At 40.2% G+C, this 25,301-nt stretch carries 22 protein-coding genes and 1 tRNA gene; 13 read left to right on the top strand and 10 right to left on the bottom strand.

Annotation, left to right across the window (positions count from 1 at the left end; translation table 11 throughout):
* Positions 1-11: 11 nt before the first annotated feature.
* Positions 12-1,595 carry a DUF1501 domain-containing protein gene (locus ABIE50_RS06945; protein WP_209866747.1) on the bottom strand — a complete coding sequence of 528 codons (1,584 nt, stop codon included), beginning with the start codon at positions 1,593-1,595 and terminating at the stop codon, positions 12-14.
* 18 nt (positions 1,596-1,613) lie between these two features.
* A complete protein-coding gene (locus tag ABIE50_RS06940; RefSeq protein WP_209866745.1) occupies positions 1,614-3,248 on the bottom strand; it encodes a DUF1800 domain-containing protein in 1,635 nt (544 codons plus the stop codon).
* A gap of 626 nt (positions 3,249-3,874) precedes the next feature.
* Here ABIE50_RS06940 and ABIE50_RS06935 point away from each other — a divergent pair.
* Positions 3,875-4,159 carry a helix-turn-helix domain-containing protein gene (locus tag ABIE50_RS06935; protein WP_209866743.1) on the top strand — a complete coding sequence of 95 codons (285 nt, stop codon included), beginning with the start codon at positions 3,875-3,877 and terminating at the stop codon, positions 4,157-4,159.
* A 57-nt stretch (positions 4,160-4,216) separates the two neighbouring features.
* Here ABIE50_RS06935 and ABIE50_RS06930 read toward each other — a convergent pair whose 3' ends face one another.
* Positions 4,217-5,395 (bottom strand): thiolase family protein, encoded by a 1,179-nt coding sequence (locus tag ABIE50_RS06930; RefSeq protein ID WP_209866741.1) that lies wholly within the window; start codon positions 5,393-5,395, stop codon positions 4,217-4,219.
* A 158-nt stretch (positions 5,396-5,553) separates the two neighbouring features.
* Here ABIE50_RS06930 and ABIE50_RS06925 point away from each other — a divergent pair.
* A tRNA-Lys gene (locus ABIE50_RS06925) sits at positions 5,554-5,627 on the top strand.
* On the opposite strand, the gene ABIE50_RS06920 is transcribed toward ABIE50_RS06925, so the two are convergent.
* Positions 5,593-7,143, bottom strand: coding sequence for a recombinase family protein (locus ABIE50_RS06920; protein ID WP_209866739.1), 1,551 nt, complete (start codon positions 7,141-7,143; stop codon positions 5,593-5,595). The genes ABIE50_RS06925 and ABIE50_RS06920 overlap by 35 nt on opposite strands.
* Positions 7,144-7,427: 284 nt before the next feature.
* Here ABIE50_RS06920 and ABIE50_RS06915 point away from each other — a divergent pair, with 284 nt between their 5' ends.
* Positions 7,428-8,111: a hypothetical protein gene (locus tag ABIE50_RS06915; RefSeq protein WP_209866737.1), complete on the top strand. Its 684-nt coding sequence runs from the start codon at positions 7,428-7,430 to the stop codon at positions 8,109-8,111.
* Between the two features lie 112 nt (positions 8,112-8,223).
* Here ABIE50_RS06915 and ABIE50_RS06910 read toward each other — a convergent pair whose 3' ends face one another.
* Complete coding sequence (locus ABIE50_RS06910) at positions 8,224-8,475, bottom strand: hypothetical protein (protein WP_209866736.1); 252 nt, start codon at positions 8,473-8,475, stop codon at positions 8,224-8,226.
* A gap of 405 nt (positions 8,476-8,880) precedes the next feature.
* On the opposite strand from ABIE50_RS06910, the gene ABIE50_RS06905 reads away from it, so the two are divergent.
* From ABIE50_RS06905 to ABIE50_RS06885, 5 genes are all read left to right on the top strand, one after another.
* Positions 8,881-9,171 (top strand): hypothetical protein, encoded by a 291-nt coding sequence (locus ABIE50_RS06905; RefSeq protein ID WP_209866734.1) that lies wholly within the window; start codon positions 8,881-8,883, stop codon positions 9,169-9,171.
* 38 nt (positions 9,172-9,209) lie between these two features.
* Positions 9,210-10,601: a hypothetical protein gene (locus ABIE50_RS06900; protein ID WP_209866733.1), complete on the top strand. Its 1,392-nt coding sequence runs from the start codon at positions 9,210-9,212 to the stop codon at positions 10,599-10,601.
* A gap of 124 nt (positions 10,602-10,725) precedes the next feature.
* The gene (locus ABIE50_RS06895) at positions 10,726-11,883 is read left to right on the top strand and encodes an ABC-three component system protein (RefSeq protein WP_209866731.1); all 1,158 of its coding nucleotides are present in this window, start codon (positions 10,726-10,728) and stop codon (positions 11,881-11,883) included.
* An 11-nt stretch (positions 11,884-11,894) separates the two neighbouring features.
* Positions 11,895-12,377: a three component ABC system middle component gene (locus ABIE50_RS06890; protein ID WP_209866729.1), complete on the top strand. Its 483-nt coding sequence runs from the start codon at positions 11,895-11,897 to the stop codon at positions 12,375-12,377.
* A gap of 1 nt (position 12,378) precedes the next feature.
* Entirely contained in the window at positions 12,379-14,373 is a 1,995-nt protein-coding gene (locus ABIE50_RS06885) for a DUF3732 domain-containing protein (RefSeq protein WP_209866728.1), read from the top strand.
* 1,064 nt (positions 14,374-15,437) lie between these two features.
* On the opposite strand, the gene ABIE50_RS06880 is transcribed toward ABIE50_RS06885, so the two are convergent.
* The 3 genes from ABIE50_RS06880 to ABIE50_RS06870 form a co-directional block, all read right to left on the bottom strand.
* Positions 15,438-16,484, bottom strand: a complete 1,047-nt coding sequence (locus ABIE50_RS06880; RefSeq protein ID WP_209866727.1) for a relaxase/mobilization nuclease domain-containing protein — start codon at positions 16,482-16,484, stop codon at positions 15,438-15,440.
* Positions 16,481-16,861 carry a plasmid mobilization protein gene (locus ABIE50_RS06875; protein WP_209866725.1) on the bottom strand — a complete coding sequence of 127 codons (381 nt, stop codon included), beginning with the start codon at positions 16,859-16,861 and terminating at the stop codon, positions 16,481-16,483. Before ABIE50_RS06875 ends, ABIE50_RS06880 begins: the two co-directional genes overlap by 4 nt.
* Before the next feature lie 122 nt (positions 16,862-16,983).
* Positions 16,984-17,880: a DUF8464 domain-containing protein gene (locus ABIE50_RS06870; RefSeq protein ID WP_209866723.1), complete on the bottom strand. Its 897-nt coding sequence runs from the start codon at positions 17,878-17,880 to the stop codon at positions 16,984-16,986.
* 339 nt (positions 17,881-18,219) lie between these two features.
* On the opposite strand from ABIE50_RS06870, the gene ABIE50_RS06865 reads away from it, so the two are divergent.
* From ABIE50_RS06865 to ABIE50_RS06845, 5 genes are all read left to right on the top strand, one after another.
* Entirely contained in the window at positions 18,220-18,462 is a 243-nt protein-coding gene (locus tag ABIE50_RS06865; RefSeq protein ID WP_209866718.1) for an Arm DNA-binding domain-containing protein, read from the top strand.
* 44 nt (positions 18,463-18,506) lie between these two features.
* Positions 18,507-19,606 (top strand): IS3 family transposase gene (locus ABIE50_RS06860; protein WP_205686011.1). Its coding sequence is split into 2 segments (ribosomal slippage): positions 18,507-18,762 and positions 18,762-19,606, totalling 1,101 coding nucleotides; the frame shifts between segments, so codons are not numbered across the junction.
* A 199-nt stretch (positions 19,607-19,805) separates the two neighbouring features.
* A protein-coding gene (locus ABIE50_RS06855; RefSeq protein ID WP_205686011.1) for an IS3 family transposase occupies positions 19,806-20,905 on the top strand; the annotation gives its coding sequence in 2 pieces (ribosomal slippage) (positions 19,806-20,061 and positions 20,061-20,905; 1,101 coding nt in all).
* 368 nt (positions 20,906-21,273) lie between these two features.
* The gene (locus ABIE50_RS06850) at positions 21,274-21,600 is read left to right on the top strand and encodes a hypothetical protein (RefSeq protein WP_209866716.1); all 327 of its coding nucleotides are present in this window, start codon (positions 21,274-21,276) and stop codon (positions 21,598-21,600) included.
* A gap of 84 nt (positions 21,601-21,684) precedes the next feature.
* Entirely contained in the window at positions 21,685-21,948 is a 264-nt protein-coding gene (locus ABIE50_RS06845; protein WP_209866715.1) for a hypothetical protein, read from the top strand.
* A gap of 214 nt (positions 21,949-22,162) precedes the next feature.
* Here the strand turns inward: ABIE50_RS06845 and ABIE50_RS06840 are convergent, their stop codons facing one another.
* Positions 22,163-23,617: a S41 family peptidase gene (locus ABIE50_RS06840; RefSeq protein WP_209866713.1), complete on the bottom strand. Its 1,455-nt coding sequence runs from the start codon at positions 23,615-23,617 to the stop codon at positions 22,163-22,165.
* A 45-nt stretch (positions 23,618-23,662) separates the two neighbouring features.
* Positions 23,663-25,246, bottom strand: coding sequence for a thiol-activated cytolysin family protein (locus tag ABIE50_RS06835; RefSeq protein ID WP_209866711.1), 1,584 nt, complete (start codon positions 25,244-25,246; stop codon positions 23,663-23,665).
* Between the last annotated feature and the right edge of the window lie 55 nt (positions 25,247-25,301).

Below are 25,301 nucleotides of genomic sequence, written 5' to 3'. Positions count from 1 at the left end.
AAATTATAAGGTCAGTTTACTTTGAGCATAGGGCGAACCTGTTGTACCGGGCCATTCTGGAAGCGGGCATAATAAATGCCGTTGGGCAGGTTATGCGCATCAAAGGTGAAGGTATAGGTACCGGGGGTATGCACTTTATTCACGGGGATGCCAATGAGGCGGCCTGTAGTGTCAAAGATCTGAACCAATGTGTTGCCGCTGCCGGTAACATAGGTAACCGTAGTATAATTTGCGAAAGGGTTTGGTGAGTTGGTGATGAGCTTTTTATCTTCCGTATCGAGGTCCGGCAGGCCGGTAATGGTACCGCAGGCTACGCCGCTGATAAGAGGCAGGCGCTGGTAATCGTCCCGGAGAATAGTTTTCAATACCGTCTGATCCACGCAGAACCATTGTTCCAGGATAGATGCGTAGATAGAGCGGAAGTCGTACTGCATAGGAATATTATCTATTACAGAGGATGCATCTGGCAGTGCCGGAGAATTTCCCAGCACTCCCTGGTTTACATAATCTCCAAAAATGATAATGGGAGCAGCAGCGCCATGATCCGTACCCATACTGTAATTTGATTTAATACGGCGGCCGAACTCGGAGAAGGTCATGCCCACTACCCTGCGGGAAGCGTGTAGTCCTTTCAGGTCGTCCATAAAGGCTTTGATAGCATCTGAAACGCCACCAAGCAGGTTGGCGTGCCCGCCTTTACTGGTATCTCCGCCCTCTGTTTGGTTGGCATGGGTATCGAAACCGCCGGTGCTTACCATATAGAGCTTTGTTTTTAGTCCGCCTGCCACCAGGCGCGCCACTATTTTCAGTTGTTCGGCCAGGCTGTTATTGGCGGGATAAGCGCCTTGTGAGGTTACTTTTTTAGCAGCAGCAGTAATAGCTTTTTCATAGCTATTGGTTTGTTTTGCAATCAGGCGGATATATTCCAGCTCTTTTCCCCATTTGGTATTGGGAACCGGGTCTGTAACACCATCTATCAGGTTATAGAAATCTGTAGCGCTGGTAATAGCGATGCCCATGCTGGCATACGGTCCCTGGAAAGCGGGTGATACGATAGAGCCTATCTGAACAGCCAGTGGATCCGGCGCTTTGTCGTTAGGGTATCCATCAGGAAATCCTTCGTATTGTGTATCAAGATAGCGGCCTGCCCAACCGGTAGTAAGCACTTCGTTGGAGTTAGAGCCGGTGAGCCATATATCTGTAGCGCGGAAATGCGAAAAATTGGGAGAAGGGTATCCCACACTTTGAACGATACTTACTTTTCCGTCGTTGTATAATTTCTGTATGCCCGTCATAGCAGGATGCAGGCCGGATTTGGTGTAGTTATCGAGCCGGAGCACCTTCCCCTCCTGTATGGCGATGTTTGAACGTGCAGCCTGGTATTTACCATAGATATCCAGTGGGACAACCATGTTAAGCCCATCATTGCCACCGGTCATCTGGATCATCACCAGTACGTGATCATTATCGGCAGACGCGGTACTAAGTGCATCCAGCATAGGAGATGAACCGAAGGCTTTAACAGCAAAGCCATTGATTAAAGTTGGCAGGATAGCAGCTGGCGCTGTATATTTCAGGAAGTCTCTTCTTTTCATAAAAAGGTTTTTCTGCTATCAGGATAATTGATATTCAGACAGGTCCATAATGTATTTATACAGTGCCTGGAGGCGGCTTTCCACGTTATCTTTCAGGGAGGCGTCTGTAGGTGAGGCTTTCCAGGCGTTCCAGGCCTGGGTCCAGTAATAGTTGCTATCGGGACTTTGGTCGCTCAGGAGAATCTTATTTTTCAGGAATCCTTTCACAGTATCGGAAACGCCTACACGATAAAGTATATCGAGAGAATCATTGACCAGCGCTACCGGGTCTTCCGGGTGCGGAAGCCGGCTGGCAAAAGCGAGTGTATCTATACGAAGTCCGTTGAACCCGCCGGCGCTTACAAGGCCATCGCTGAAACGGTTGCGTTTGGGCAGGGTGTCTGTATTGATCCATAGTTCATGAAATGCGGGGGCCTGGTAATAGGCGTCCCACCCAGCCACTAATGGGGGATCTCCGAAATCCTGCAGCATAGCGGCGGCCCTGTCGTGCACCACTGCCCATGCTTTATATTGATTGGTATAGTCCGACGGAAAGGGAATGCCATATTCGCGGCAGATACCCACGCAGAAGTCGGCCGGGCTTTTAATAAGACAGGCCATATTGAGCGGGTCGAAGAAGTGCTCGCTGGTAAACAGTGCATTGAGCGTTACTTTAATATCGTAACCGCTGCTGCGGAAAATATCTGCCAGGGGTGTTATGACGTTTTGTTCCGTGGCTGCATCAATATCATAATATACAAAGAAGCGGTACAGTTTGCGGCAGATAAACTTTGCTACTTCCGGTTGCAGGAAGATGATCGTCAGGAGATCATCAAGTTCTTTAGCGCCTTCCTGGCCTGTTTTCCCAGAGATAACTTTATTAAGATAGAACCCTGAAAATTCTTTATTGCCAAGATCATGTTGAGTAGTATCGAACAGGCTTACGATGTTGGCCCTGTCGACCCGGAAGCCGGTGAGCACGCGTGCGGTAGCTCTTACGTCGTCTTCCGTATAATGTGAATCGGGCCCTTTTCCTACGGTGAAAAGTTCATGCAGTTCCCTTGCGTAGTTTTCATCAGCAGCTCCCTTGGAGTTGAGGTATCCGTTGAGATACACCAGCATAGCGGGATCCAGGGTGATAGCTTTGGTAAGCGCCTTGAAATTACCGAGGGCATGTTGGCGCAGGGTCAGATTATATTGATAGAGAAAACGGCTATCGTTTACCATGCCTGTTTCTGTAACAAAATGATTATGCCAGAAGAGCACCATCTTTTCGTGTATGCTTGCCTGTTGGTTAATCATCTGGCCTGTCCACCATGCTTTATAGGACGCAATCCTTTTCCTTTCAAGCATTTCATCGCCGAGTGGAGCTTTGACCCATGTTGCGCCGGGTGTAACGCCGGTATCATCGATACCATAGTTATTAACGGGCGGTAATGGATCTGGCTGTGCGGTCAGGAGAGTATCTACCGCCTGTTGCATAGAGAGACTGCTGAAGGCATTGACGTTTGCGGGTGTAACCCCGAACAGGGTACGTTTCAGCAGGTGAATGCGTTGCAGTGTATCCCAGGCGCCGGTATATGGAGTAATTCCGGTGGCAGTACGGGCAATAGCAGTGGCAGTCCGCGTTTGATGGCGATCAGGTGATAAGGTAAGGAATTGTCTGCGATCCATAAAGCGATATGGTTGATGGCTTAGGGGCCGTTTATACCGCCAAATTAATAAAAACTTTAATCTAATAAAAAAGAAAGTGATATTATCTTAATTAAAAGAATCAGGATGATATTTTTTATATCATCCTGATATTTAAATTATCATTTAAACAATATTTATATCATTCTGAATCAATTATTTACAAAATATTTTATTTGCTTCATCCGTTAAAATCCATTAATTTTGAAAATATACTATAACCTAAAGGGAGCTGCCCGTTCCTGCAAAGAAAGACAGCCCCTTTGGTTTTTTTGTCTTACAACAAAAAATATCAATGATGGATTTTTTTAAAGATCCGGCGACCTGCCGGTTGGTACTCGCACCCCGCTATCCCACGCTTCTTTTTTCTACACCGGGTTATTCCAATAGTTGTTAGTATCTGTAATTAATGTGATTGCCTTTCCACTACTTTTTTACCGGTATTCCGGTAACGGGCATGCAATGCTCAAAATGAAAATCTATTTCTCAAAAATTTGTTACCTGTATCAATTCAACACTATTAAGATCAATCACTTACACATTACAATACAAATATAGTCAATAATTGTTACAGTGGCACATTTTTGTAACATTTTTAAACCTAATCCATGCAATTGTACAATCACCATGTAATAAAAATAATCCGCAAATCGCTAAAACTAACACAACATGAAATGAGTAATATGCTGGGAATATCGCGGGCCTGCCTTAATACATATGAGAACGGGAGATCGAAAGGAATACGTGATTTCTTTTTTGAAAGAATGATTGCGCAATTCGGTATTGATCTGCGCCGGCCTGATAATCCGCACCGTATCGTGTTTGTGGACTGCACACGGGTTCCATTGCCGGTATATCAATACCTGAGTACATTGGAAATAAATGAAACATAAAAAAAGAAAGGAGCCAATGGCTCCTTTTTTAGTATTAAGGTGAGTTGACCGGTATTATCAGTTGATATTTTCAATGATACCTGCAATGCCTTGTCCACCGCCCACACAGGCAGTAACAATGCCATACTTCTTATTTAATCTTTTTAAATCGCCCAGCAACTGTACAGTTAATTTGGCCCCTGTACATCCAAGCGGATGTCCTAAGGCAATAGCCCCGCCATTGATATTTACAATATCCGGATTGATGCCCAGCTCACGGATAACGGCAATAGACTGTGAAGCAAAGGCCTCGTTCAGCTCTACCAGGTCGATATCCTGCAATGATTTGCCTGCACGTTGCAATACTTTTGGCACTGCGGCTACAGGGCCTATTCCCATGATCCGCGGATGCACCCCGGCGGAAACACATGCTACCAAACGCCCGATCGGCTTCAGTCCCAGCTCATTCACCATGCGCTCGCTCATTACTACCACGAATGCGGCTCCATCAGAAGTTTGGGAAGAATTACCTGCTGTAACGGAACCACCGGCAGCGAAAACAGGTTTCAGCTTTGCCAGCGCTTCCAGGGAAGTATCTGCACGCGGCCCTTCGTCGGTATCAACGATATAGGAACGTTTCTGCTTTTTACCTTTTTCATCAACATAGACCTCTTCTACGGAAATGGGCAGTATACCTGGCTTGAAATAGCCGTTCTGAATAGCGTTCAACGCTTTCTGATGTGATTTATAAGAGAACTCATCCTGGTCCTGGCGGCTTACTTTGAATTCATTAGCCACTGCTTCAGCGGTGAGTCCCATACCAATATAATAATCAGGATTAGTACTGGCCACAGTGTAGTTGGGCACTGTTTTCCAACCCGCCACCGGTACCAGGCTCATACTTTCAGTACCTCCTGCAATAATACAATCGGCCATCCCGGTTTGTATTTTGGCAGTAGCAATAGCAATTGTTTCCAGGCCGGATGCGCAGTAGCGATTCACCGTCATTCCCGGCACATCAATACCCAAAGCCCTTACAGAAATCATACGGCCAATCTGTAAACCCTGCTCTGCCTCCGGTACCGCATTTCCTACAATCAGATCGTCGACCCGCTTAGGATCCAGCTGAGGCAAGGACTTCAACAACCCGGTGATGACATCTACAGCCAGATCATCGGGCCTGTAAAAGCGAAATCCTCCTCTTTTGGATTTTCCCACCGCGGTGCGGTAGCCGGCAACTATATACGCTTCTTGCATGAAAAAAAATTTTATAATGAGCTAACGGTTAGATTATCAACATAATTGATATTTATCCACATTTCGTCCTTCTTCTCAAATTTAATTAAATAAAGTACACAAATATTCAGAAGATCCGTTAAATTTGCGCTCACGTTTTTTAACAAAGACGGTGGAAAGACTCCCTAGCTCAGTTGGTTAGAGCTACTGACTCTTAATCAGTAGGTCCTGGGTTCGAGCCCCAGGGGGGTCACCTTAAAGGACATTTCGGTATTATTACTGAAATGTCCTTTTTTTATTTCCCCGAAAGCTGCGTCCAGCGTACATATCAGACTAACCGCTTCATTGATGCGGGGTGTTCGATAACTAAATCCGTCAAAAATCAATTTTTCGGGATAGATCGAACACACGATCTGACGTTTTTCTTTTATGGTGCCATTTTCATACAGGCAGTCCATTCTGGAAACGTTATCCACGGCCTTGTTAATCAGATCGTCAATCTTGTTTGAAGAAGTTGAGTAGTTCGAAATTTGTGCCTCTAAGGATGTTATTTCAGGTTGATACTCTGCTTTTGTTTCACGGTAATCCGCAGCGGTAATTTCTTCCTTTAGCATTAAGCGCCTTGCTATTGCCAACTGCTTGTTTAACTCTTCCAGTCGTTCTAATAGCAACCGGCGGCCATTCATTTGGTCTTTAGTCTGGCTGTTATACTCACTAATAATAGCTGATTTATATATCTCTATCATGCCTGGGTGTGGTACCAGTTTCTTCAGCTCTACTATGAATAGGCTGTTGACCGCATCTGTCCTAAATCGGGAACCACAAGACGAGGAACAGTGATAGTAATGGTAATACTTGCGTTTCCCTTTAGACGCACTGCCAGTTAACACCCTTCCACAACGAGGGCAAACAAGGAAACCACGAAGCGGCAGATTTTCATCTACTTCAATTTGTAACCGCTGTTTCTTCTTCCTTCCGTCTAATACATCCTGTACTTCGTAAAAAAGAGCCTCTGATATAACTGGTTCATGTTGTCCTTTCACGAAATGCGCTTCTTCCTCTTTGTACTTTGGAATAAAAATTTGTCCGCAATAAACCGGGTTACGCACCAGCACCCAAAAGCCATTCTTACAAATAGCTAGTCCTTTTGCCTTGGCTTGCTTCCAAACCTGTTCCGTAGTAAATATACCTTTCGCTAATGTTTCAAATACCCATTGGATAATTTCAGCGTGTGGCTGCTTAGGGGAGATATATTTTTTGTTGCCGACTTCTGTAACCTTATTGGCGTAACCAAAGGGCGCTGTTCCCATCCATCTGCCTTCCTTCTTTGCACGGCGCATACCTGAAAAGGTATTTAATGCCCTGCGGTCATTTTCCACCTCTGGTGCCGCGAGATAAAACGCCAGCATCATTTTGTTTTCCGGAACAGATAAGTCTAAAGGTTGTTCTATAGCCTGCGGTTCTACTCCTACTTTTCTTAACAGGCTAATCATTTGGTAGGCGTCACCAGCGTTCCGGCTGAACCTGTCCCATTTTGTAAACAGAATTAAATCCGCCTGACCTCTATGTTTGCGTAAGTCAACCAGCAACTTTTGCCACTCCGGGCGGTTAAAGGTTTTGGCGGAATGATCTTCGTATATAGTCTTGCGTACCTGGATAGCATTCAATTCGCAATACCTGCGAAGCATTTCTTCCTGATTACGCTGGCTATAACCCTTCTCCGCCTGTTCGTCTGTACTTACCCGAATGTAAATGTCTGCTGTCTTCATCACGTAAACATTGAGCTATCGCAATTTTTGCCATAGCGTACATAAATTCTAAGATCAATACGGCCTGTTCCCTGCTTACCTGTAATCCATGCTTTCGCAGTATTTCTACTGCCGTGTCCGGCTTCATTCTTTCCATAACCCATTTTCATTTTCACATTACTAACCACCACAATTTCCCCATAGAGCAGGGCTATGAATACTAATATACGAAAGTTTTGATGAAAATATAGTTTTGGTAAAACTTTTTTCTTAAATTCGTGTAGGAAGGTAAAATGAAGTAAACATTGGCAAAGACATATAAAGTCACTTACAAACCGTATTTCAATGAACGGATTAAGCCGGTCCGTTTTCAAGGCAAAGATGTTCATCCCTTGTACATGCAGGTGACCTTTGACCGCAAGTCTATCTTCTTTAAAAGCTACTACTTTGATCTATTTAGCCGTCCCAAATATGCGGAACTGGAAACAAGCATAGAACAGATCAAAGAACAGGAAAGCCGCCTGATTGAATATATTGTCGATAAACACACCGATACGTTCTCCCTTGACCAGTTTGCCCAGGAGTATAAGTATTTAGCGACCGACCTATTGGACCCAATGGACGAACGTTTTAAAGACTACCTTGTAGACTTCTTTATGGATGAGGGCATTTCCAGTTATGCAGGAATGGTAAGGGCGATATATGAGAGCTTAACAGCGATGCAGATCATTGGAACTTTTAAAAAAAGCTTCAAACCTGAACTCTATGATAAAATGATTGAAAACGCTATCTACTTGGCTCCTCCTTATATTCCCTTAGTTGCTTTCATCCAACAACAGCATCCTACAGGCTTAATCAGCTTTCCCGTTTTCGAATGGAGGCAGCCAGGAACAGCAGCAGCGCTGGAAAAATTCCTATCCACCTCCTTCCCTGAATATAAAATTACAGAGGTAAAGAAGAGTATCGAACGATATATAGAACGCATATAGTCCTTTCCTACGGAGGCCCACTCCGCAGGTATCCTATTCTCAATATGTCAAAGAACTCCCGCTACTCCCCTTTATGGGAATAGTCCTATTAACAACAATCTTGCTTTTGAAATTACCAATTGGCGCGGCGATACTTATCCCGGTTTTCTGCTATACTGTCAATCACATCTGCAAACACCTCTGCAATCTTTTCCTTTTCAGCATTGCTTAAACCTGTAATTAGCCTTTGTTTGCGGTAAAAAGTTGGCGTACTCCAGCCACACTCTTCCTCCACTTTCTCACGAAAGGTATGGGACAGTGCAATTAGCTTTGAATAAATTTCACCTAGAATATTATCCCGTTGTGGTCCTATCATCCGTTGCATAAAGAGAGTGGTTGATGGTTAGGCAATAGTTGACCACTGCGCAAAAAAATTAGCGCAGAACTCAACTTGCGGTACCTGTACGCCTTCGGAAGCCCAGGTAACCAACAAGCGAGCCTGCGCCAATATGGTGCAGGCACCGCCCTACTCGATTCCCTGGCTTCCGAAGGCGTAAGAGAATGAGAACGATGGCAATGCGGATATTCTTTAAGAAGCCCCGCAAAGCTAATATTTTTATCAGTTATGCCTAAAATGGTGTTTTCAGGCGCAATAACAGAACAAAGATAGGGAACATTTCAAATGAAATGCTACTAATGATAATCATTTTGATAATTAAAATTAAACAAATTGATTACTATTAATAACCAAATCATTATGCTTTAGGATATTTTTTGCTACTTTAAATGTATGGCGAAAGATAAACGATATAATGCGATCAAGGAATTGATAGAACGCGGTGGCATCACGGATTTCAACAAAATCTTTGATATTATGCCGCCGTCGACGATGGCCAGGCACATGGGGATTAATTATAATAATTTTACGAAAAGGCAGGCTGATTGCGGAAGGTTTACGGTGAAGGAGATAATGAAGATGGCGGAGTTGATTGGAGTGGAGGATACTATTATAGCAGTCTTATTAATCAACGCTACCAAAGTACAATATGATAAAAAGTCAAATCGATTAAAGGGGAAATAATAATTTAATTAATTCTCACTTAGCATAGCAAAATAATCATGGAGACAATCGTAAGTGTAGGCTTCTATTTTCCATCGGATGAAGACAACTATATACCCTTTAATAGTAAAAGTTCGTTGTCTGATGGCGATATAATAATCATTGACCCAAATCTCAGCAAATATAGTTACCAACTGGATTATCCTCCGAGCTATCAAGGAAAACCTTTATATAGTTCTAATTCCTCATTCCAAATATTAGATCATCTAGCACATTGGCAAAGTGAGATTCTAACGGGGCTAAATTCAGGGAAAACTATATTCATAGTATTAACAGAAAAAAGTGAATTCTTCATTCATACGGGCCAAAAGCTATTTAGTGGAGCAGGGAAGAATCAGAAAACTACTCACACCGTAGAGTTGTGTCATAATTATAAATTCTTACCTGTTAGCAACTTTAACTTTACTTCTGTAACCGGAAAAGCTATTTTTCCAAGCTCAGAGATTGTGGTTAATCTATTTAAGCACTGCAAAAATCTGCTCAAATATGAAATCAGCATTACTCCCAATGAAAATGCAAAGGCTCCATTATTTACGACAAAGAGTAAAGACAAAATTTTAGGTCATACGGTAAAAATAGGGAAAGGCAACCTTGTTCTAATTCCATCCATTACCTTTCCTGACGAATTTTATGACAACGATGACGAATGGACCGCAGAGGCCATAATTTGGGGGAGAAGATTTACGCAAATATTGGCTGAAATAAGTAAGGCTATGAAGTCCGACAGAGAAAAAACACCTACTCCTGCTTGGGTATTCAATGAAACATTTAATCTAATTGAGGCAACAGCAACAAAAAATTTGATACTTAAGAATGAAGAAAAGCTACTTAAAATACAAAAAGACATCACTGAATTGCAGCAAAGTTTGGCGGAGCAAGAGGTAATAAAGGATTTACTTTTTGAATCCGGACATGCTTTGGAGCATGCTGTAACAAAAGCACTAAAAATATTAGGATACTCCGCAGAAGGCTATGATGATGGAAAATTGGAGCTTGATCAAATAATCATCTCTCCCGAAGGCGATCGTTTTATTGGAGAATGTGAGGGAAAAGATTCAAATCACATTGACATCTCCAAATTCCGACAACTACAAGATGCCTTGAATGAAGACTTTGCCCGCGAAGAGGTTAGCGAGAAAGCATTTGGAATCTTATTCGGCAATCCGCAAAGGCTTATGGATCCATCCTCAAGAACTTTAGATTTTACAGACAAATGTAAACGAGGGGCTGAGAGGGAAAAAATAGCTTTAGTAAAAACAAGTGACCTATTTACGATCACACGATACATCCAAGAATCAAAAGACGAGGACTATAAAATTCAATGTAGGAATGCTATCAAACAGCAGTTAGGTACAATAGTTAAATTTCCAGATAGCAAGGCAATGTCATAAATGTTATTTATTTTCAATAGCATGTATATATACATTATAAAATATAAATAAGCAATTAATATTAAAAAACATATATATTCTAGCTATATTTGGTAAAGTCAACCTCATCTACTAATCTGTATCTATGGCATTATCTGATCACACTGCTTCAGGACAAGCACTCGGATATTTTTTCCAACTAGAACGAGCAATGTCTTGGTTAGCTAGTTCTCCAAGTAATACTATTATTGGCATCGAAACTGAGGATGATGTAGTGATTACTTTATCTAATGGAGGAAAAATACATGAACAAGACAAAAGTTCCACTACAAGTTTTCCATTTGCACCCTCGAGACCGGACCTCTGGAAAACTTTATTGATCTGGCTAAAAGCAGTTGAAGCAGGAGAACTAGATATTAACATGACTAAATTTTACTTAGTTACAAACCGGACCTCTAATAACTCACTGGCGGAAAAAATAGGTAATGCCAAATCTCCAATAGAAATTGATGTCTGCATAAATCTTATAAGGGAAACAGTTGACTCTTTGAATGGCGACGTGAAACAACTAGCCACAAAAATATTTAGCTTTAATGATAATGTCCTAAAGTCTGTAATCAAACATATAGAGTTTAGCTCCGGTGCAAATATCTGCGACCCTGGATTCAGAAACCAGTTAATTTCCGATCTACAAATAGTCGAGAACGACCCAGAACTAATCGACTTCATAATTCACAAATGTTTAGGCTGGCTATTCCAGGAAGTAGTAAGCGCCTGGAAAAATAGAAGACCTGCCTTGGTGGAACGAGATGCTTTCATCAGAGTAAAAAACAATGCAATTTCCTTTATCAGACAAAAAATGATAAACGAAGTGGTTATAAATGCATCATCTATTACATTGGAAGTACAGAACAGCCACAATAGCAACATATATGTAAAGCAATTACAATTAATTGATAGTACACCTGATGAAATCAAAGAGGCTATAACAGACTACATTAATAGCACGAGGAAAAAAACCCAATTAGCTAGAAAAGGATTTGTCACTCAAACAGAAATTGACGACATGCACGATTCATTAAAAAAGAGATGGGAAATCATTTATAAAAAATCTCAACTCACATATTCGGGCAAAACTTCTGTTGACATTGGCAAAATCATTTATCTGGAAACAATGGACCATAATGCCAAAATCGGGGGTGTAGAAACAAGTAATTATTTCCTTACCAGGGGTAGCTATCATACACTTGCTGATGATCTTATTGTCGGTTGGTATCCCTCCTATAACACTAACTTATTTTAATAATAATCCCTATGAATGAATTCTATACCATTCAGAATTACGCTATAGGAGCAGCAGCTCTGCTTTCGTTTACTCGCTCATATTATTCAACTACTGACCGTAAAGAAGGCCCCACAATTCCATTGACTTTACCAGTATTACCCCTAATATTTAATGAAAATTGTATCGCAGCCATTACGCAAGTAAAGAGCATAACGAAGCCCAGATTTCTTACCATACTTTCAGAAAACAGAGATATTCCTGTAGGTTTACAAGGTCGAATGATTGATATGTATCCTCAGACTTTAAGATCACTAAACCTTGGCTTTTCAACAAATATTCTGCAATACAATAAGGCCTCCGGAGAAATAATACCGTCAAACAAAAGACAGGCGATTCCCGACTTCCTTTTTGCAGAGAATCAACAAATCATCAGAGCCTCGCGTATAATTGGAAAATGGTTTGCTCTCTATCCTATAAATGAATTGTGCTTATCCCTAAACATCTCGTTCTAAAATGGATATAAAAATAGTAAAGGTTATTCTGTGGCCTAAAAAATTGGGTGAAACAAGGCGCGAAATCAACTTTAACGGCAACAAAATAAATGTCATTGTAGGCGATAGTCAAACAGGAAAATCTTCAATTATCCCAATAGTAGACTACTGCTTTGGGAGTAATAAATGCGCTATTCCTGTTGGCCCTATTAGAGATTGTACTCAATGGTTTGGCATACTAGTCAAACACAACAATACACATATATTACTATGTAGGAAAGAACCAGGAGTAAACTACTCAACATCTGAAATGTATTATGATGAAGGAACTAAATTGAACATTCCTCAGCAAATACTACAATCCAATAGAACTAGTAAAGAAGTTGTAAATAGACTAAATCAATTGAGTCGCCTTCCTAATTTAGACTTCTCGGATAACGAACTAGACAAAAAAGCATATGAGGAACGTCCAAGCTTTAAGGATTTTCTAGCATTTTGCTTTCAACCACAGCATATAATAGCCAATCCCTATACTTTATTTTATAAGGCAGATACAATAGAGCATAGATTTAAACTCCAAACAATATTCCCCCTTGCATTAGGCCTAATAAGGAATGAAACTCTTGAACATCAGAAAAGGCAAAAACTATTAAAAGATGAATATAGAAGACTTCAAGGAATCTTAGAGGAAAAAAAGAAAATAAAAAATGCATGGGACGCAGAAATAAAGGCCAACTATTTACAAGCATTAGAACTCGGTATCCTAAAAAACGTACCATTTCCTGAAGATGACTGGAAATTGGAGGACTACGTATTTCACCTAAGTCAAATTCTTAGACCTAATCAAATTCTATCCCCTCAATATACAGAAGGGCTTTCCTCAAGAATAATTGCTTATAAAACCAGGCTTGAGAAAAAGGAAAAAGGACTACTCGACGACATTGACGATAGAAAATATCGACTTCATCAGATAAGAAATTTCAATGAAATTACTTTGGGCTATAGATCTGCAGTCCAAAGTCAAAGAGGCCGCTTAGAATTAGCATACAATGGCTGGTTAAAGGAAAAATTAAAATCGGAAAATACCTGTCCTGTTTGTGGGTCTATCCATGAAAAAGGCAATAAAGATATCCACCAACTAATAAAAATTTCGGAGAACTTGAACTCCAAGCTTGCTAATTTAAATGAGACTCGAGGTCTATTAGATAAAGAAGCGACAATACTTGAGAGGGAAATTGCTGAAGTAGAAAAAACATTAAATAACGTAAGGAATGAGCTTGAAAATCTTGGTAGACAAAACGAACAAATAGAAAAGCAACAGAGAAGTATTGAAAATACATATAGGTATATTGGGAGAATTGAGCAAAATTTAAAAAACCTTAATGAAATAAATGAAGATAGTAACCTAATGATGCGTTTGCAGGAACTATCACTGGAAATAGAACGCCTACAAATATTAATAAATCAAACAAATAATAAACATCTGGAAGAGGATGTTTTAAAACGAATTTCACAAAATATTATCCTTTACAAGGAAATATTAAAAGTTGAAAATTTTTCTAATCCTACCAGGCTGGATATAAAAGAATTAACATTAAGGATCTCGTCTCCTAAGACCGGAAAGGAAGATTATCTGTGGGAAATTGGTAGTGGATCGAATTGGATGGGCTTCCACATTTCCACGTTGTTAGCTATACATGAGTTTTGCCTATCTCTAAAATTGAACAATCATGTTCCCTCCTTTATATTCTTAGATCAACCTAGTCAAGCCTATTTCCCCGAGGCAATTAAAGATAACGAGCAAGCTCAAAAGGACTCTGATGACCTAGTACGGGTTAAAGCTATTTTTCAAGCGGTTGCTGAATTCAGAAAAAGAACCAACAGAAAAGTCCAGGTTATCATATTAGAACATGCCAGCCACGATATCTGGGGGGATATTAAAGGCACTCAATTGATTGATAATGCTAGATGGGATAAGGACAATGCCCTTATTCCAGAAAGCTGGTTTTCTGAATAAAAAAATATCATTTGAAATCAATTTTATCGGATCTTATCTCGAATCACAAGGAACCCTTTTGGATACTAGTAGGCACAGCTATATTCCCAATAGCGCAGTTCCTATATCCAGACTTAAAGAAATATTTTTCTGACAGGATTAGAGCCAAAAAAGTATTTTTTGAAAATATAGACGCTATTCTCATAACAAGTGACGAATTGCTAAGCAAGTTATTTGATATGATTAAGACAGATTTTAAGGGAACTTATTCTGTAAGGCTTGATCAAGAAATGGACAATAACGAGCGAATCTATACGCTATATCTTTTTGCTTCCTTTTGGGGCAATATCGCAGTAATGAGGCATGAAAGCAGCTTTAGCAAAATAGCCAAAGTACGAATTGGGAAGCGGTTCCTGAAGTTCTTAATAGCTTTTGAATCGAAAGGAAACAATCGCATTATTGACCGTTCCACACAACGAATAATTGGCGATGCTATGCTAAAATATACCTCACAAGGGCTTAGTATCCTATCACTATATGAATTTAGTAATGAGTTATCTAAGGCTGATTCCGGGCTAAGAAAAATAATGTTGAAACTTGACGAGGTCCTGGCAAATTCCGGCAATAGGAAAAATAGACAGAAAATAATTTTATTTGGAATATTGCTTAAATACTTTATAGATTACTTCGATCCTAAACATATTCTCACAAGAAACAGATATTCCACTTTCATTAACAAATTAAGCACAAAGTCACGGAACGAGCTAGATTTTAAGATCCTAAAGTTATACTTGAAATTTATCAAATTTCGAAAGAAAAACTCTTATTGGAATACAAAAGTTCTTCATATAAAGAATATGTTCAATTCATAGTATTTTAAAATTCTATATTAAGGAACAAAAAAAATGTGTCCGCCTGGATTTAGCATAAAGTATGCGTTACCGTTTGGACACGTTCATTATTTTCAAGCGTAGTTTTTCTTACCGTGAAATTAAGAATTTTTGCCCTTATTGGCAAATATTACGTTGAGCATTTTATCGTTACACTATATAAATCAAGTTTATAATATTTGTCCCTCTCAGGAGTTAATTGTGCAATCTTCTGCCCTTAGAGCGTTCTTTTCTTTTCCTATTTCTATACCCTTCCATTGTCAACTCATAGGGTATCAACTCAAAAGGCAGTTCTGACTTTAAAAGTACACTCAATAAGCTAGCTGCTTCCATTATGGTCGGAATAAAGGGTGACTGCCCGATCATTGATTCAAACTTTACATCTAATGACAACCGATACCCGGTAGATTTATGCTTTTTTACTCTCTCTTCTGTAGCCTTTTTATACTTCTCATGCTCTGCCAGATTGTTATTTAGCTTTTGTTTTAAAGCCAGTACATGCTCAATCTTGGATAAAGAAAACCCCACTTCGCTACCTTTAATCTTCACTTTCTTACTGTCAATAAAGGCAATACCCCGGCCTTTCAGAATGGTATAACCCAATTCTTTCATCCTTGTGGTAAACTGATCAAAGCTATTAACCTCAATCAAAGCTTGGCGTATATCTTTTTGTAGTTGAATTTTTCGTGAATCATTCCGGGGTAATAACCGCTCATTGGGAGTTAAAAAAGCCTTGGGGCTTAGTACTTCCCGTAGCTGATATTGCTTTTCCAACCTCCGGCAAAGAGCCGCCATCCGCTTATAACTATTACTATCGCTGGCTGCTTTGCCGTCAAGACCAACCCGGTTAGCCACTATATGTATATGCTGTTCGCTGGTATCCTTATGCAATACGCAGATATATTGGTTATTAGCCACCCCGAATTCCTTTGCACATTCATGCCCAATTTCCTCGAGTTGGTTACGGCTAAGGGATTCACCTGGAGCCAGGCGAAGCGAAAAATGGAACACCGGTTTCTCTACCCGCTTACTTAATTTAGCCACATCTCTGAACTGTTGGGCCAACTCTTTAGGGTTGCCAAAGCACCGGTTATAAGATAGAATTTCCGCCCGGCCATGATGTTTTAGGCCGTCTTTCTGTGAGAGATCGGCCTTTTGTTTTTCAGAAAGTTCCTTTTTATCATTCAGGCAATATTGAATACAGCCCAGGAAAGAACCTCCCGTACCTACATAACCTATCATAAGAAATGTGTTTTAATCTGCTCCGCCAATGTCTTTAGATCACCAGATTGTGCTTTCAATTCCGATAGTTCTTTTAGGGATAATTGCTCTATTCCGTTCCGTATTCTGGCAATTTGATTGAGGTTAGCAGCAAGGTGGTTTAGTGTGCCGGTTAACTCTAATACTTCCTTAGGAAGCACCTTTTCCCGTCTGTCAATTTTGCCGGTAACACCCATTTTCCGTAGGTATTCTGATATGGTTAGATTAGAGGCACTAGCTTTAGCTTCAATAATGGATCGTTCCCATTGATTGCATTTGATGGCCAGAAATTGATCTTTTTTGATCCCTTTTGAGGGTCTGCCAACTTTCTTTTTGGTTTGTTTATTCTCCTGCGTCATAGTCAACTTCACTTTAGATTTTTGAATGCGATAGCATGAAAAAAGCTACTCACTGAATGCGGTAGCATGAGGTGAGCCAGTAGTTTTGGTTTTACCAAAACATAGCTGGCTACCTACGCGATTTAAAGCCGTTTACTTTTTCGGTGGCTTTCTTTTGGGGTGTGGTGATGGCTGATAAGCCAATCGTTGAAATCCTTATGTCCCTGATAAAAATCACTGCGATCTACATAAAGGCTACTATTCCAATTCAGGGATAATTGGGTATGGGCGGAACCAGCGGCATCACGATCTAAAAACAGTTGAATTTGCCTGTGCCGTTCCATAAGTGGGCGGCACCTTTCAAAAAAAGAAAGTGAGTTAAGAACAAGACAATTTGACAGTAATACCGCGTGATCGGTGGCTGCAACAAAAGACAGGAAACTAAAAAAGCCTTCAAATACGGAAACCTGCTCTGTATGGTTATTAATAAAGATTACATCTTTGGGAGAGCTGCTGCCCTTAAAATGTTCACTTCGCAGCTCATAGCCGCCGGTATCATTACGGAATCCGATTACGGTATGCTTCTTACCGTATAGAAGAAAATCCACCTCCTCACAAAAATGCCGGGCAACCTCCAAGGGTATACGCCGTTTCTGTATATAGTCCAATAAGGTGGGGCTAGTCAACTGGCGGGTGGTTAGCAGTATAATTTTATCTTCTTTCTTTTCATTAGCAAAAGAAGTAGGCTGGTGAAAAGAAAAATCCGGCGCGCCGCCTAAGGTCAATCGTTGTAACAGATCCGAAACGGAGCAGTTAAAGTATAGGATTCCAAAATCGATAAGATTCCCTCCTTTGCCCATTCCATGGTCAAACCAGTTATTCTGCCGGCGATTGATCTTAAAAGAAGGCGTTCGTTCCGTCCTCAGTGGGGATAAATACCAATAATCGTAATTATTAATCTTTTGGGGATGATGACCAAGGGAGGCCAGGTAATCGACCAGATCCATCCGTCTGGCTCTTTCACATGATAACTTTGCCATACTGCACAATTTTTCAGGTTCACAAATAATCATATACAGAAAAGGCCCGCAGGCAGGGCTGTTTACTACACAACCATGCTTGCAAGCCTCTTTAAATCTTCCATAAAAAAGTTCGAAAAACGTACCGAAGGGGTCACTTAACAAATGAATTGCTCTATCAGATACAAGTCTGGTAGGGCTTTTTTGTTTTTAACCTCTCCTATCTTATATGATTTTCCTATCACTCTGATGGAAAATCTGGTGGACATACCCAAAATCTCTGGTGGACTTTTTATTGCCCCTAACTTCCTCACTTCTAATTTTTTACACATTTATTCCTCACTCCAAAAATTTAAAAACATGGAAAACAGAGTGGACATTTTGTTTTTTGCCAAACTGAAAAAGAAAAACAAGAAAAACCTTGCTCCTATATATGCAAGACTTGTAGTAAACCATGATAGATATGAATTTTCCACTGGGTTTTCTATTGATGAAAAACTCTGGAATGGCAAAGCTGTAAAGGTTTCAGGAGACAGCCAGCAAGCTGTTTTAATTAATAACTATATTGACCTCCCCCCAATAAATCGGGCCATTGAAAAGTAGAGAAATCGGGCAATAATTCATAATTTAAACATGAAAGATTGCTCATGAAAAAAACAAAATTTACCGAAAGCCAGATTGTGTTTGCGCTTAAGCAGGCGGACAGTGGTGTAAAGATCCAAGAAGTATGCCGGCAAATGGGTGTCAGCGAAGCTACTTTTTACAACTGGAAGAAAAAGTATGGAGGACTTGGAATGAGTGAGCTAAGGCAACTGAAGCAACTTCAGGACGAAAATGCGAAGCTGAAGCAGATTGTCGCAGATTTAAGCCTGGACAAACAGATGTTGCAGGATGTGCTAAAAAAAAATCTTTGAAAACCCGTCAACTACGGCAGTTGGTAACCCATTTAACTGCCGACTACCAGGTATCCCTTCGAAGAGCCTGCCGCGTAGTTTGCATGCCCTGGTCCAATTGGCATTACCGTTCGCGCCGCCGAGAAGATCGGCACCTTCGCCAACGAATGCGCGAGATTGCAGAGGCGAGGGTCAGATATGGGATGTGGCGGATTTACATACTGTTACGCAGAGAGGGGTTTAAGGACAATCATAAAAGGATTCATAGGATCTACAAAGAAGAAGGGCTTAACCTACGCAGCAAAAGACCACGAAGGAATAAATCAGCGGCACACCGTCTGGAAAGACCCAATATCACTAATTTACACCAATGTTGGAGCATGGATTTCGTAGCCGATGCTCTCTTCGACGGACGTAAATTCAGGTCGTTAACTATAGTCGATAATTTTAGTCGCTACTGCCATGCGATCCGGGTCGGGAAATCCATCAAGGGGATAGATGTAGTGGAGGCTCTGGAAACTCTTAAGCGGGAGAATGGCACCGTCCCAAAACGGATACAAGTCGATAATGGAAGTGAATTTATCTCGAAGGATTTTGATCGATGGGCATATGAAAACAAGGTTGTCCTGGACTATTCTAGACCAGGTAAACCTACAGACAACCCTTTCATAGAATCCTTCAACGGTTCATTCAGGGATGAGTGCTTAAACGTAAACTGGTTCTTATCCTTGGATGATGCCTATGAGAAAATTAGCAACTGGGTACAAGAGTATAATACCTTTAGACCACATAGCTCATTAAACGAGCTAACACCTGCTCAGTTTGTAGCCAATTGCAAACAGAACGAATATTGAGATGGTAGAAATAAAAATAAATCCTGATGATAAAAAGACGTCTTTTGCGGCAGTAGAATATAAACCAACGGCATCAGAAAGGACATCTTTTTCCCATCAGTTTTGTATCTTTAGATAGTGACCTCCCCCCAATAAATCGGGCCATTGAAAAGTAGAGAAATCGGGCAATAATTCATAATTTAAACATGAAAGATTGCTCATGAAAAAAACAAAATTTACCGAAAGCCAGATTGTGTTTGCGCTTAAGCAGGCGGACAGTGGTGTAAAGATCCAAGAAGTATGCCGGCAAATGGGTGTCAGCGAAGCTACTTTTTACAACTGGAAGAAAAAGTATGGAGGACTTGGAATGAGTGAGCTAAGGCAACTGAAGCAACTTCAGGACGAAAATGCGAAGCTGAAGCAGATTGTCGCAGATTTAAGCCTGGACAAACAGATGTTGCAGGATGTGCTAAAAAAAAATCTTTGAAAACCCGTCAACTACGGCAGTTGGTAACCCATTTAACTGCCGACTACCAGGTATCCCTTCGAAGAGCCTGCCGCGTAGTTTGCATGCCCTGGTCCAATTGGCATTACCGTTCGCGCCGCCGAGAAGATCGGCACCTTCGCCAACGAATGCGCGAGATTGCAGAGGCGAGGGTCAGATATGGGATGTGGCGGATTTACATACTGTTACGCAGAGAGGGGTTTAAGGACAATCATAAAAGGATTCATAGGATCTACAAAGAAGAAGGGCTTAACCTACGCAGCAAAAGACCACGAAGGAATAAATCAGCGGCACACCGTCTGGAAAGACCCAATATCACTAATTTACACCAATGTTGGAGCATGGATTTCGTAGCCGATGCTCTCTTCGACGGACGTAAATTCAGGTCGTTAACTATAGTCGATAATTTTAGTCGCTACTGCCATGCGATCCGGGTCGGGAAATCCATCAAGGGGATAGATGTAGTGGAGGCTCTGGAAACTCTTAAGCGGGAGAATGGCACCGTCCCAAAACGGATACAAGTCGATAATGGAAGTGAATTTATCTCGAAGGATTTTGATCGATGGGCATATGAAAACAAGGTTGTCCTGGACTATTCTAGACCAGGTAAACCTACAGACAACCCTTTCATAGAATCCTTCAACGGTTCATTCAGGGATGAGTGCTTAAACGTAAACTGGTTCTTATCCTTGGATGATGCCTATGAGAAAATTAGCAACTGGGTACAAGAGTATAATACCTTTAGACCACATAGCTCATTAAACGAGCTAACACCTGCTCAGTTTGTAGCCAATTGCAAACAGAACGAATATTGAGATGGTAGAAATAAAAATAAATCCTGATGATAAAAAGACGTCTTTTGCGGCAGTAGAATATAAACCAACGGCATCAGAAAGGACATCTTTTTCCCATCAGTTTTGTATCTTTAGATAGCCCGGCTTTCTCTATCTCACACTGACCCGACAAATGGGGGGACCTCAATAGCCCGGCTTTCTCTATCTCACACTGACCCGACAAATGGGGGGACCTCAATAGCCCGGCTTTCTCTATCTCACACTGACCCGACAAATGGGGGGACCTCACCCTACAACCTTAGTTATAATCACCTCCCATTCCTTCCTCTGGGCTTGGGCATACCACTGTCCTCCTAATCCTATCACTTAAATCATTAAAATCATTTTTTATGGTAACAATTATTTCTGCTACACAGAGGAAAAAAGATGGTAAAGCCTTTATGGCATTGACCTTACAAGGAGATGTTGAAATGATACAATCACAGACTACAGGTAAATTCTTTCTTTCTGCTAAGAAGTGTAGTATTCCATCAACTTTTGATGAAGATATGGCACAGACCTTAATTGGAACAACAATGAAAGGAACTATTGAAAAAGTTGAGTGTGAGCCTTATGAATACACAGTACAATCTACTGGAGAAATAATGACCTTAGCACATACTTATGAGTACAGACCTGAGGCATTAGCCAGCAGATCACAACCACAAAGAGTTTAAGAACTCTAACTAAAAATATTAGAGGCTGCTTGTTTCATTACAGGCAGCTTTTTCCTGTTTTTACATCCACTTAAATACAGGGTTTTGCTTAACCTTCTATTAAGTGGTCATACAAACACTAAAATATTTCAAGTTACAGCAGATTCTGTTTTATTAGGAATACATAGTAGTGGTGGTACTACTCTTTATAGGCTATTACAAACCTTTGGTAAGGTTACTATTGCATGGACAGTAGAAAGCCCTATCTATGGAAAACATAGACTGGAGTGGGATTTTGATGAATTTATGGATCAGAATAAAATGATGGAAAAAATCATGAGTGATCTTAAACAATATCAACCAATGTGATGACTGCTTAACTATATCAAAATAATTATTAAGTTTTCCTTTATGAAAGGCTTGGCTAATAGCCAGGCTTTTCTTTTTTCTAATAAAGAGTAGAAATGAATGTGTGTATACTACAACCCAGTTTCTATAGCAGTAAAATAAAGACAAAAGGCTATTAATGTTGATCCTTATTTGTATAATCTTTTATGTAGTTTAAGTCATTCATAGTCAAATTTTAGAAGCTTCTAATTAACAGTTCAGGTCCGGGGGCAACTGATTTCATTTCTTTCAGTCCAATGCTGGAGCGGGAGTTTTGCTTTAAGGAATCAATTTTTACACCCTCAATAAAATGTAAAGCCATTTTAACAGACTCATCAGCGATACTTCCGAAGTCATACCTCACATTATCTATTACAGTTACGTCCGCCGGTATTCCGTCATAGTATCCTCCTTCATCATCTTTGTTGAAATTTTGAAACATAGATAAATACAGGTCAAACCTTCCGAGCATTAGCTTAAAGAACCCAACAGGCTTTCCAAAAGTTCTGACATTACTTTCGCCAGAGGAGGAAACCCCTATAATTTTAGTTTTAATGTATGGCTTCAAAATGGATATTAACAATTCACTTGCAGATGCCGTTTTATCGCTTACAATAAATACGATTTTTTTCAAATCGGGGATACCAGTTTTCTTATTAAAGAAATAAGTATTTGCATCTATTGAATAATCAATATCAAAAAGGCTGGCGGCATGCCCGTTAATATAAATCGGTGTACCATCATCTTTCACTAAAGGTTGGCTTAACAGAGAGAATGCCAAGCCTGATTGCATAACTGTATTGTACCTCTCCTTTCGCATAATTTGTTTATTGAATGAGTATGGTATTAAAAGATTGGCTAACTCTTCTACCAAATTCACAAAGCCGCCGTTATTATATCGCAAATCAATAATCAAGCTACTTATGCCGCCTAAAAAATTAATCTTATCCTGAAGTTGTGCTGCCGAAATATTAGAAAATTGGAGCAGTGAGATATACCCTGTTTGTTCATTTAAGAGCGAGAGATGGTTTATAGGTGATGCATTATAATATTCTTTAAAAAGCAAAATATCAGCTTCGACACCATTTCTTACAACAGTTAATTCCAGCCGGTCATCTTTTAAGCTTTGCTCTAAATATGCTTCAAAAGAAAGGTTGAATGACACTGCTTGTGTATTTATTTTCAATATCTTATCTCCTCTTTTAAGGGCCTCATTATCTGCTGGAGAACCTGGAATTACGTATTGAACAAAGAGACTATCGTTGTATGCCACTAAAGAAATTCCAAAATTTCTTTCACTTTGAGAACTTACTTGATGTGCCACAATTCTCGAATACTTTGGCTCAAGTGGTAATTTGCCGAAAAACTCGTACGATTTGTCAGTACTATTATTAATAGCATATTTTGAAATGGCAAAGATTTCATTTCGTAAAATGTCCTCTTCTGTATTGCCCTTTATTGTATTTTGACTTAAAAACACACTATAGTGAGGTAATTTATCGTTCCATAGATAAACGTCCTGAGCATATTTGTAGAGAGAGTCATTTAATTTGGAATAATTTTGAAGAGGCTTCGAAATGTCATTTTTTGTACAGTTAAAATTTATCAATACAATCAGTAAATATACCAATTTTATGCCATATTTCATCATTTTCAGGATATGAAACTTAAAAAATCAACATACCGTTGTGTAACATTAATACTCATATGAGGCAGGAGGCAAAATAGCGTTTGAAGGATATACAATGCTCGTCCCGTTCCAATATTGAACAGTTGGTTCCCCTATTATTTTATATTGTGGTGATTCAAGTAAACTAATATTTATTACCATTGCTGGATAATCCATACTCTTTATATATAAAAGACGAGGGATATTAAACGCAGAGCCTACAATACTTCGCACATATGAATCCTGCGGAGAAGAAGTGCCTCCTGGACTCCAGAAGAAAAGGAATTTATGTTTAACTTCAAATTTGGAGGGAAGCATAACAGGTATGTTTTTATTAATGTCTGCATAAGCAAAAAATATGGCTCCCAACTTATTTTGTACCAATCCTTTTACTTCTAAAAACACCTGGTCAAAAGCAATATTAATTTGGAAGGGAGTTTTAACAATTTGATGATTGGTAAGGTATCTCATTTTAAAACTGATAGGTACCCCCGGTGCATTTTTTGAGAATTTTCCATTCTTGATGAGCGACACGAACTCCTCAAATCCGTTGATTACTTTTACAGCATCTCCTCCTCGTACTCCCGCAAGGTATACTTTCATGGTAGCACTATTAATAATACTCCTCTCGCTTTCAGTTATGCTCTTACTACCCCCAACAATACCAAAAGCATTAAATGCCGATTGAAAGGCTTTTGCCACATCTTCAGAAGTGTTGTCTGACTCCGCAACCAGGATACCCATTCTCCCATAAGTAACAGTACTAACATACACCGGTGATGCACCATTTAAGCCCGATGGGTCCAGGTGCTCATAAAGCTCCCCCGGTTCGGGGGTAGATATATCAACAGTAAAATTCTCCTGCGTATATTTCATCATCAAACCTGTTTTCCTGGTAACTTTATAAGTATCTGCAGATGATCCTGAAGTATTTGAAAAGAACAATGCATTCACTTTAGCATTTGAACCGAACAAATATTTAAGTTCATTATAGTTCATAAAGGTTTTGATATCCACTTTAAAGGACATATTCTGCTCGGAAGGAACCTCTTGTGCCAGGGTACGCTGCTTAAAGTTTTCAAAAGAAGCATAGTCTGGAGCTATTTGATCATAAACCTTGCGTGCAGCAATGGTAGCAGAAACTTCAATCGGCTTGGGGGTATAGCTGGATGGATCAACTGGAACGATCGACGATTGATCATCTACCGTATTACCTTTAAGTATTGAGCCGGGATAAATAATATCAAGAGCCGTTTCGGGTAAAATTACCTGCTCGTCTGAAAGACCCTCAAAAGTTCTACCAGCTTTGTCTTCATTCCAAAAATAATCATTATCAATATGCACTAACCCAATCGTGTGCCCTATTGCATTAGTTGTCGCAAGCGGACCACCAAAGCTTGAACTTAATTTATTAAGGCCGGAGGTACTCTTCGTTATGGGCTGTATACTTCCTGCCAGAAGCGGACTTGCATCTATCCTCACAACAGACGGAACCACTGCACGCAAACCTGGCATGTTGTCGGGTTGAATATCACCAACCAATTCTTGTTTATGACAAGAAAAAAGAGAAATTAGTACGAAACAAAGACAAAAGACTACTTTTTTTTCCATTGTAGATTATAGGGTTTAAGCGCACGCACTCTATCTGGCTAATTATAGCCGGGAG

Origin of the sequence: Chitinophaga sp. OAE865 (genome assembly GCF_040546735.1) — a bacterium.
GTDB classification, from domain to species: Bacteria; Bacteroidota; Bacteroidia; order Chitinophagales; family Chitinophagaceae; genus Chitinophaga; species Chitinophaga polysaccharea_A.
Note: the sequence above shows the minus strand (reverse complement) of the source record. Positions and strands in the feature narration are given on the sequence as shown.

What these genes read in the sequence shown, in the direction of transcription:
- ABIE50_RS06945 (WP_209866747.1), bottom strand. Translation starts at nt 1,595, where the DNA reads ATGAAAAGAAGAGACTTCCTGAAATATACAGCGCCAGCTGCTATCCTG.
- ABIE50_RS06940 (WP_209866745.1), bottom strand. Translation starts at nt 3,248, where the DNA reads ATGGATCGCAGACAATTCCTTACCTTATCACCTGATCGCCATCAAACG.
- ABIE50_RS06935 (WP_209866743.1), top strand. Translation starts at nt 3,875, where the DNA reads ATGCAATTGTACAATCACCATGTAATAAAAATAATCCGCAAATCGCTA.
- ABIE50_RS06930 (WP_209866741.1), bottom strand. Translation starts at nt 5,395, where the DNA reads ATGCAAGAAGCGTATATAGTTGCCGGCTACCGCACCGCGGTGGGAAAA.
- ABIE50_RS06920 (WP_209866739.1), bottom strand. Translation starts at nt 7,143, where the DNA reads ATGAAGACAGCAGACATTTACATTCGGGTAAGTACAGACGAACAGGCG.
- ABIE50_RS06910 (WP_209866736.1), bottom strand. Translation starts at nt 8,475, where the DNA reads ATGCAACGGATGATAGGACCACAACGGGATAATATTCTAGGTGAAATT.
- ABIE50_RS06905 (WP_209866734.1), top strand. Translation starts at nt 8,881, where the DNA reads ATGGCGAAAGATAAACGATATAATGCGATCAAGGAATTGATAGAACGC.
- ABIE50_RS06900 (WP_209866733.1), top strand. Translation starts at nt 9,210, where the DNA reads ATGGAGACAATCGTAAGTGTAGGCTTCTATTTTCCATCGGATGAAGAC.
- ABIE50_RS06895 (WP_209866731.1), top strand. Translation starts at nt 10,726, where the DNA reads ATGGCATTATCTGATCACACTGCTTCAGGACAAGCACTCGGATATTTT.
- ABIE50_RS06890 (WP_209866729.1), top strand. Translation starts at nt 11,895, where the DNA reads ATGAATGAATTCTATACCATTCAGAATTACGCTATAGGAGCAGCAGCT.
- ABIE50_RS06885 (WP_209866728.1), top strand. Translation starts at nt 12,379, where the DNA reads ATGGATATAAAAATAGTAAAGGTTATTCTGTGGCCTAAAAAATTGGGT.
- ABIE50_RS06880 (WP_209866727.1), bottom strand. Translation starts at nt 16,484, where the DNA reads ATGATAGGTTATGTAGGTACGGGAGGTTCTTTCCTGGGCTGTATTCAA.
- ABIE50_RS06875 (WP_209866725.1), bottom strand. Translation starts at nt 16,861, where the DNA reads ATGACGCAGGAGAATAAACAAACCAAAAAGAAAGTTGGCAGACCCTCA.
- ABIE50_RS06870 (WP_209866723.1), bottom strand. Translation starts at nt 17,880, where the DNA reads ATGGCAAAGTTATCATGTGAAAGAGCCAGACGGATGGATCTGGTCGAT.
- ABIE50_RS06865 (WP_209866718.1), top strand. Translation starts at nt 18,220, where the DNA reads ATGGAAAACAGAGTGGACATTTTGTTTTTTGCCAAACTGAAAAAGAAA.
- ABIE50_RS06850 (WP_209866716.1), top strand. Translation starts at nt 21,274, where the DNA reads ATGGTAACAATTATTTCTGCTACACAGAGGAAAAAAGATGGTAAAGCC.
- ABIE50_RS06840 (WP_209866713.1), bottom strand. Translation starts at nt 23,617, where the DNA reads ATGATGAAATATGGCATAAAATTGGTATATTTACTGATTGTATTGATA.
- ABIE50_RS06835 (WP_209866711.1), bottom strand. Translation starts at nt 25,246, where the DNA reads ATGGAAAAAAAAGTAGTCTTTTGTCTTTGTTTCGTACTAATTTCTCTT.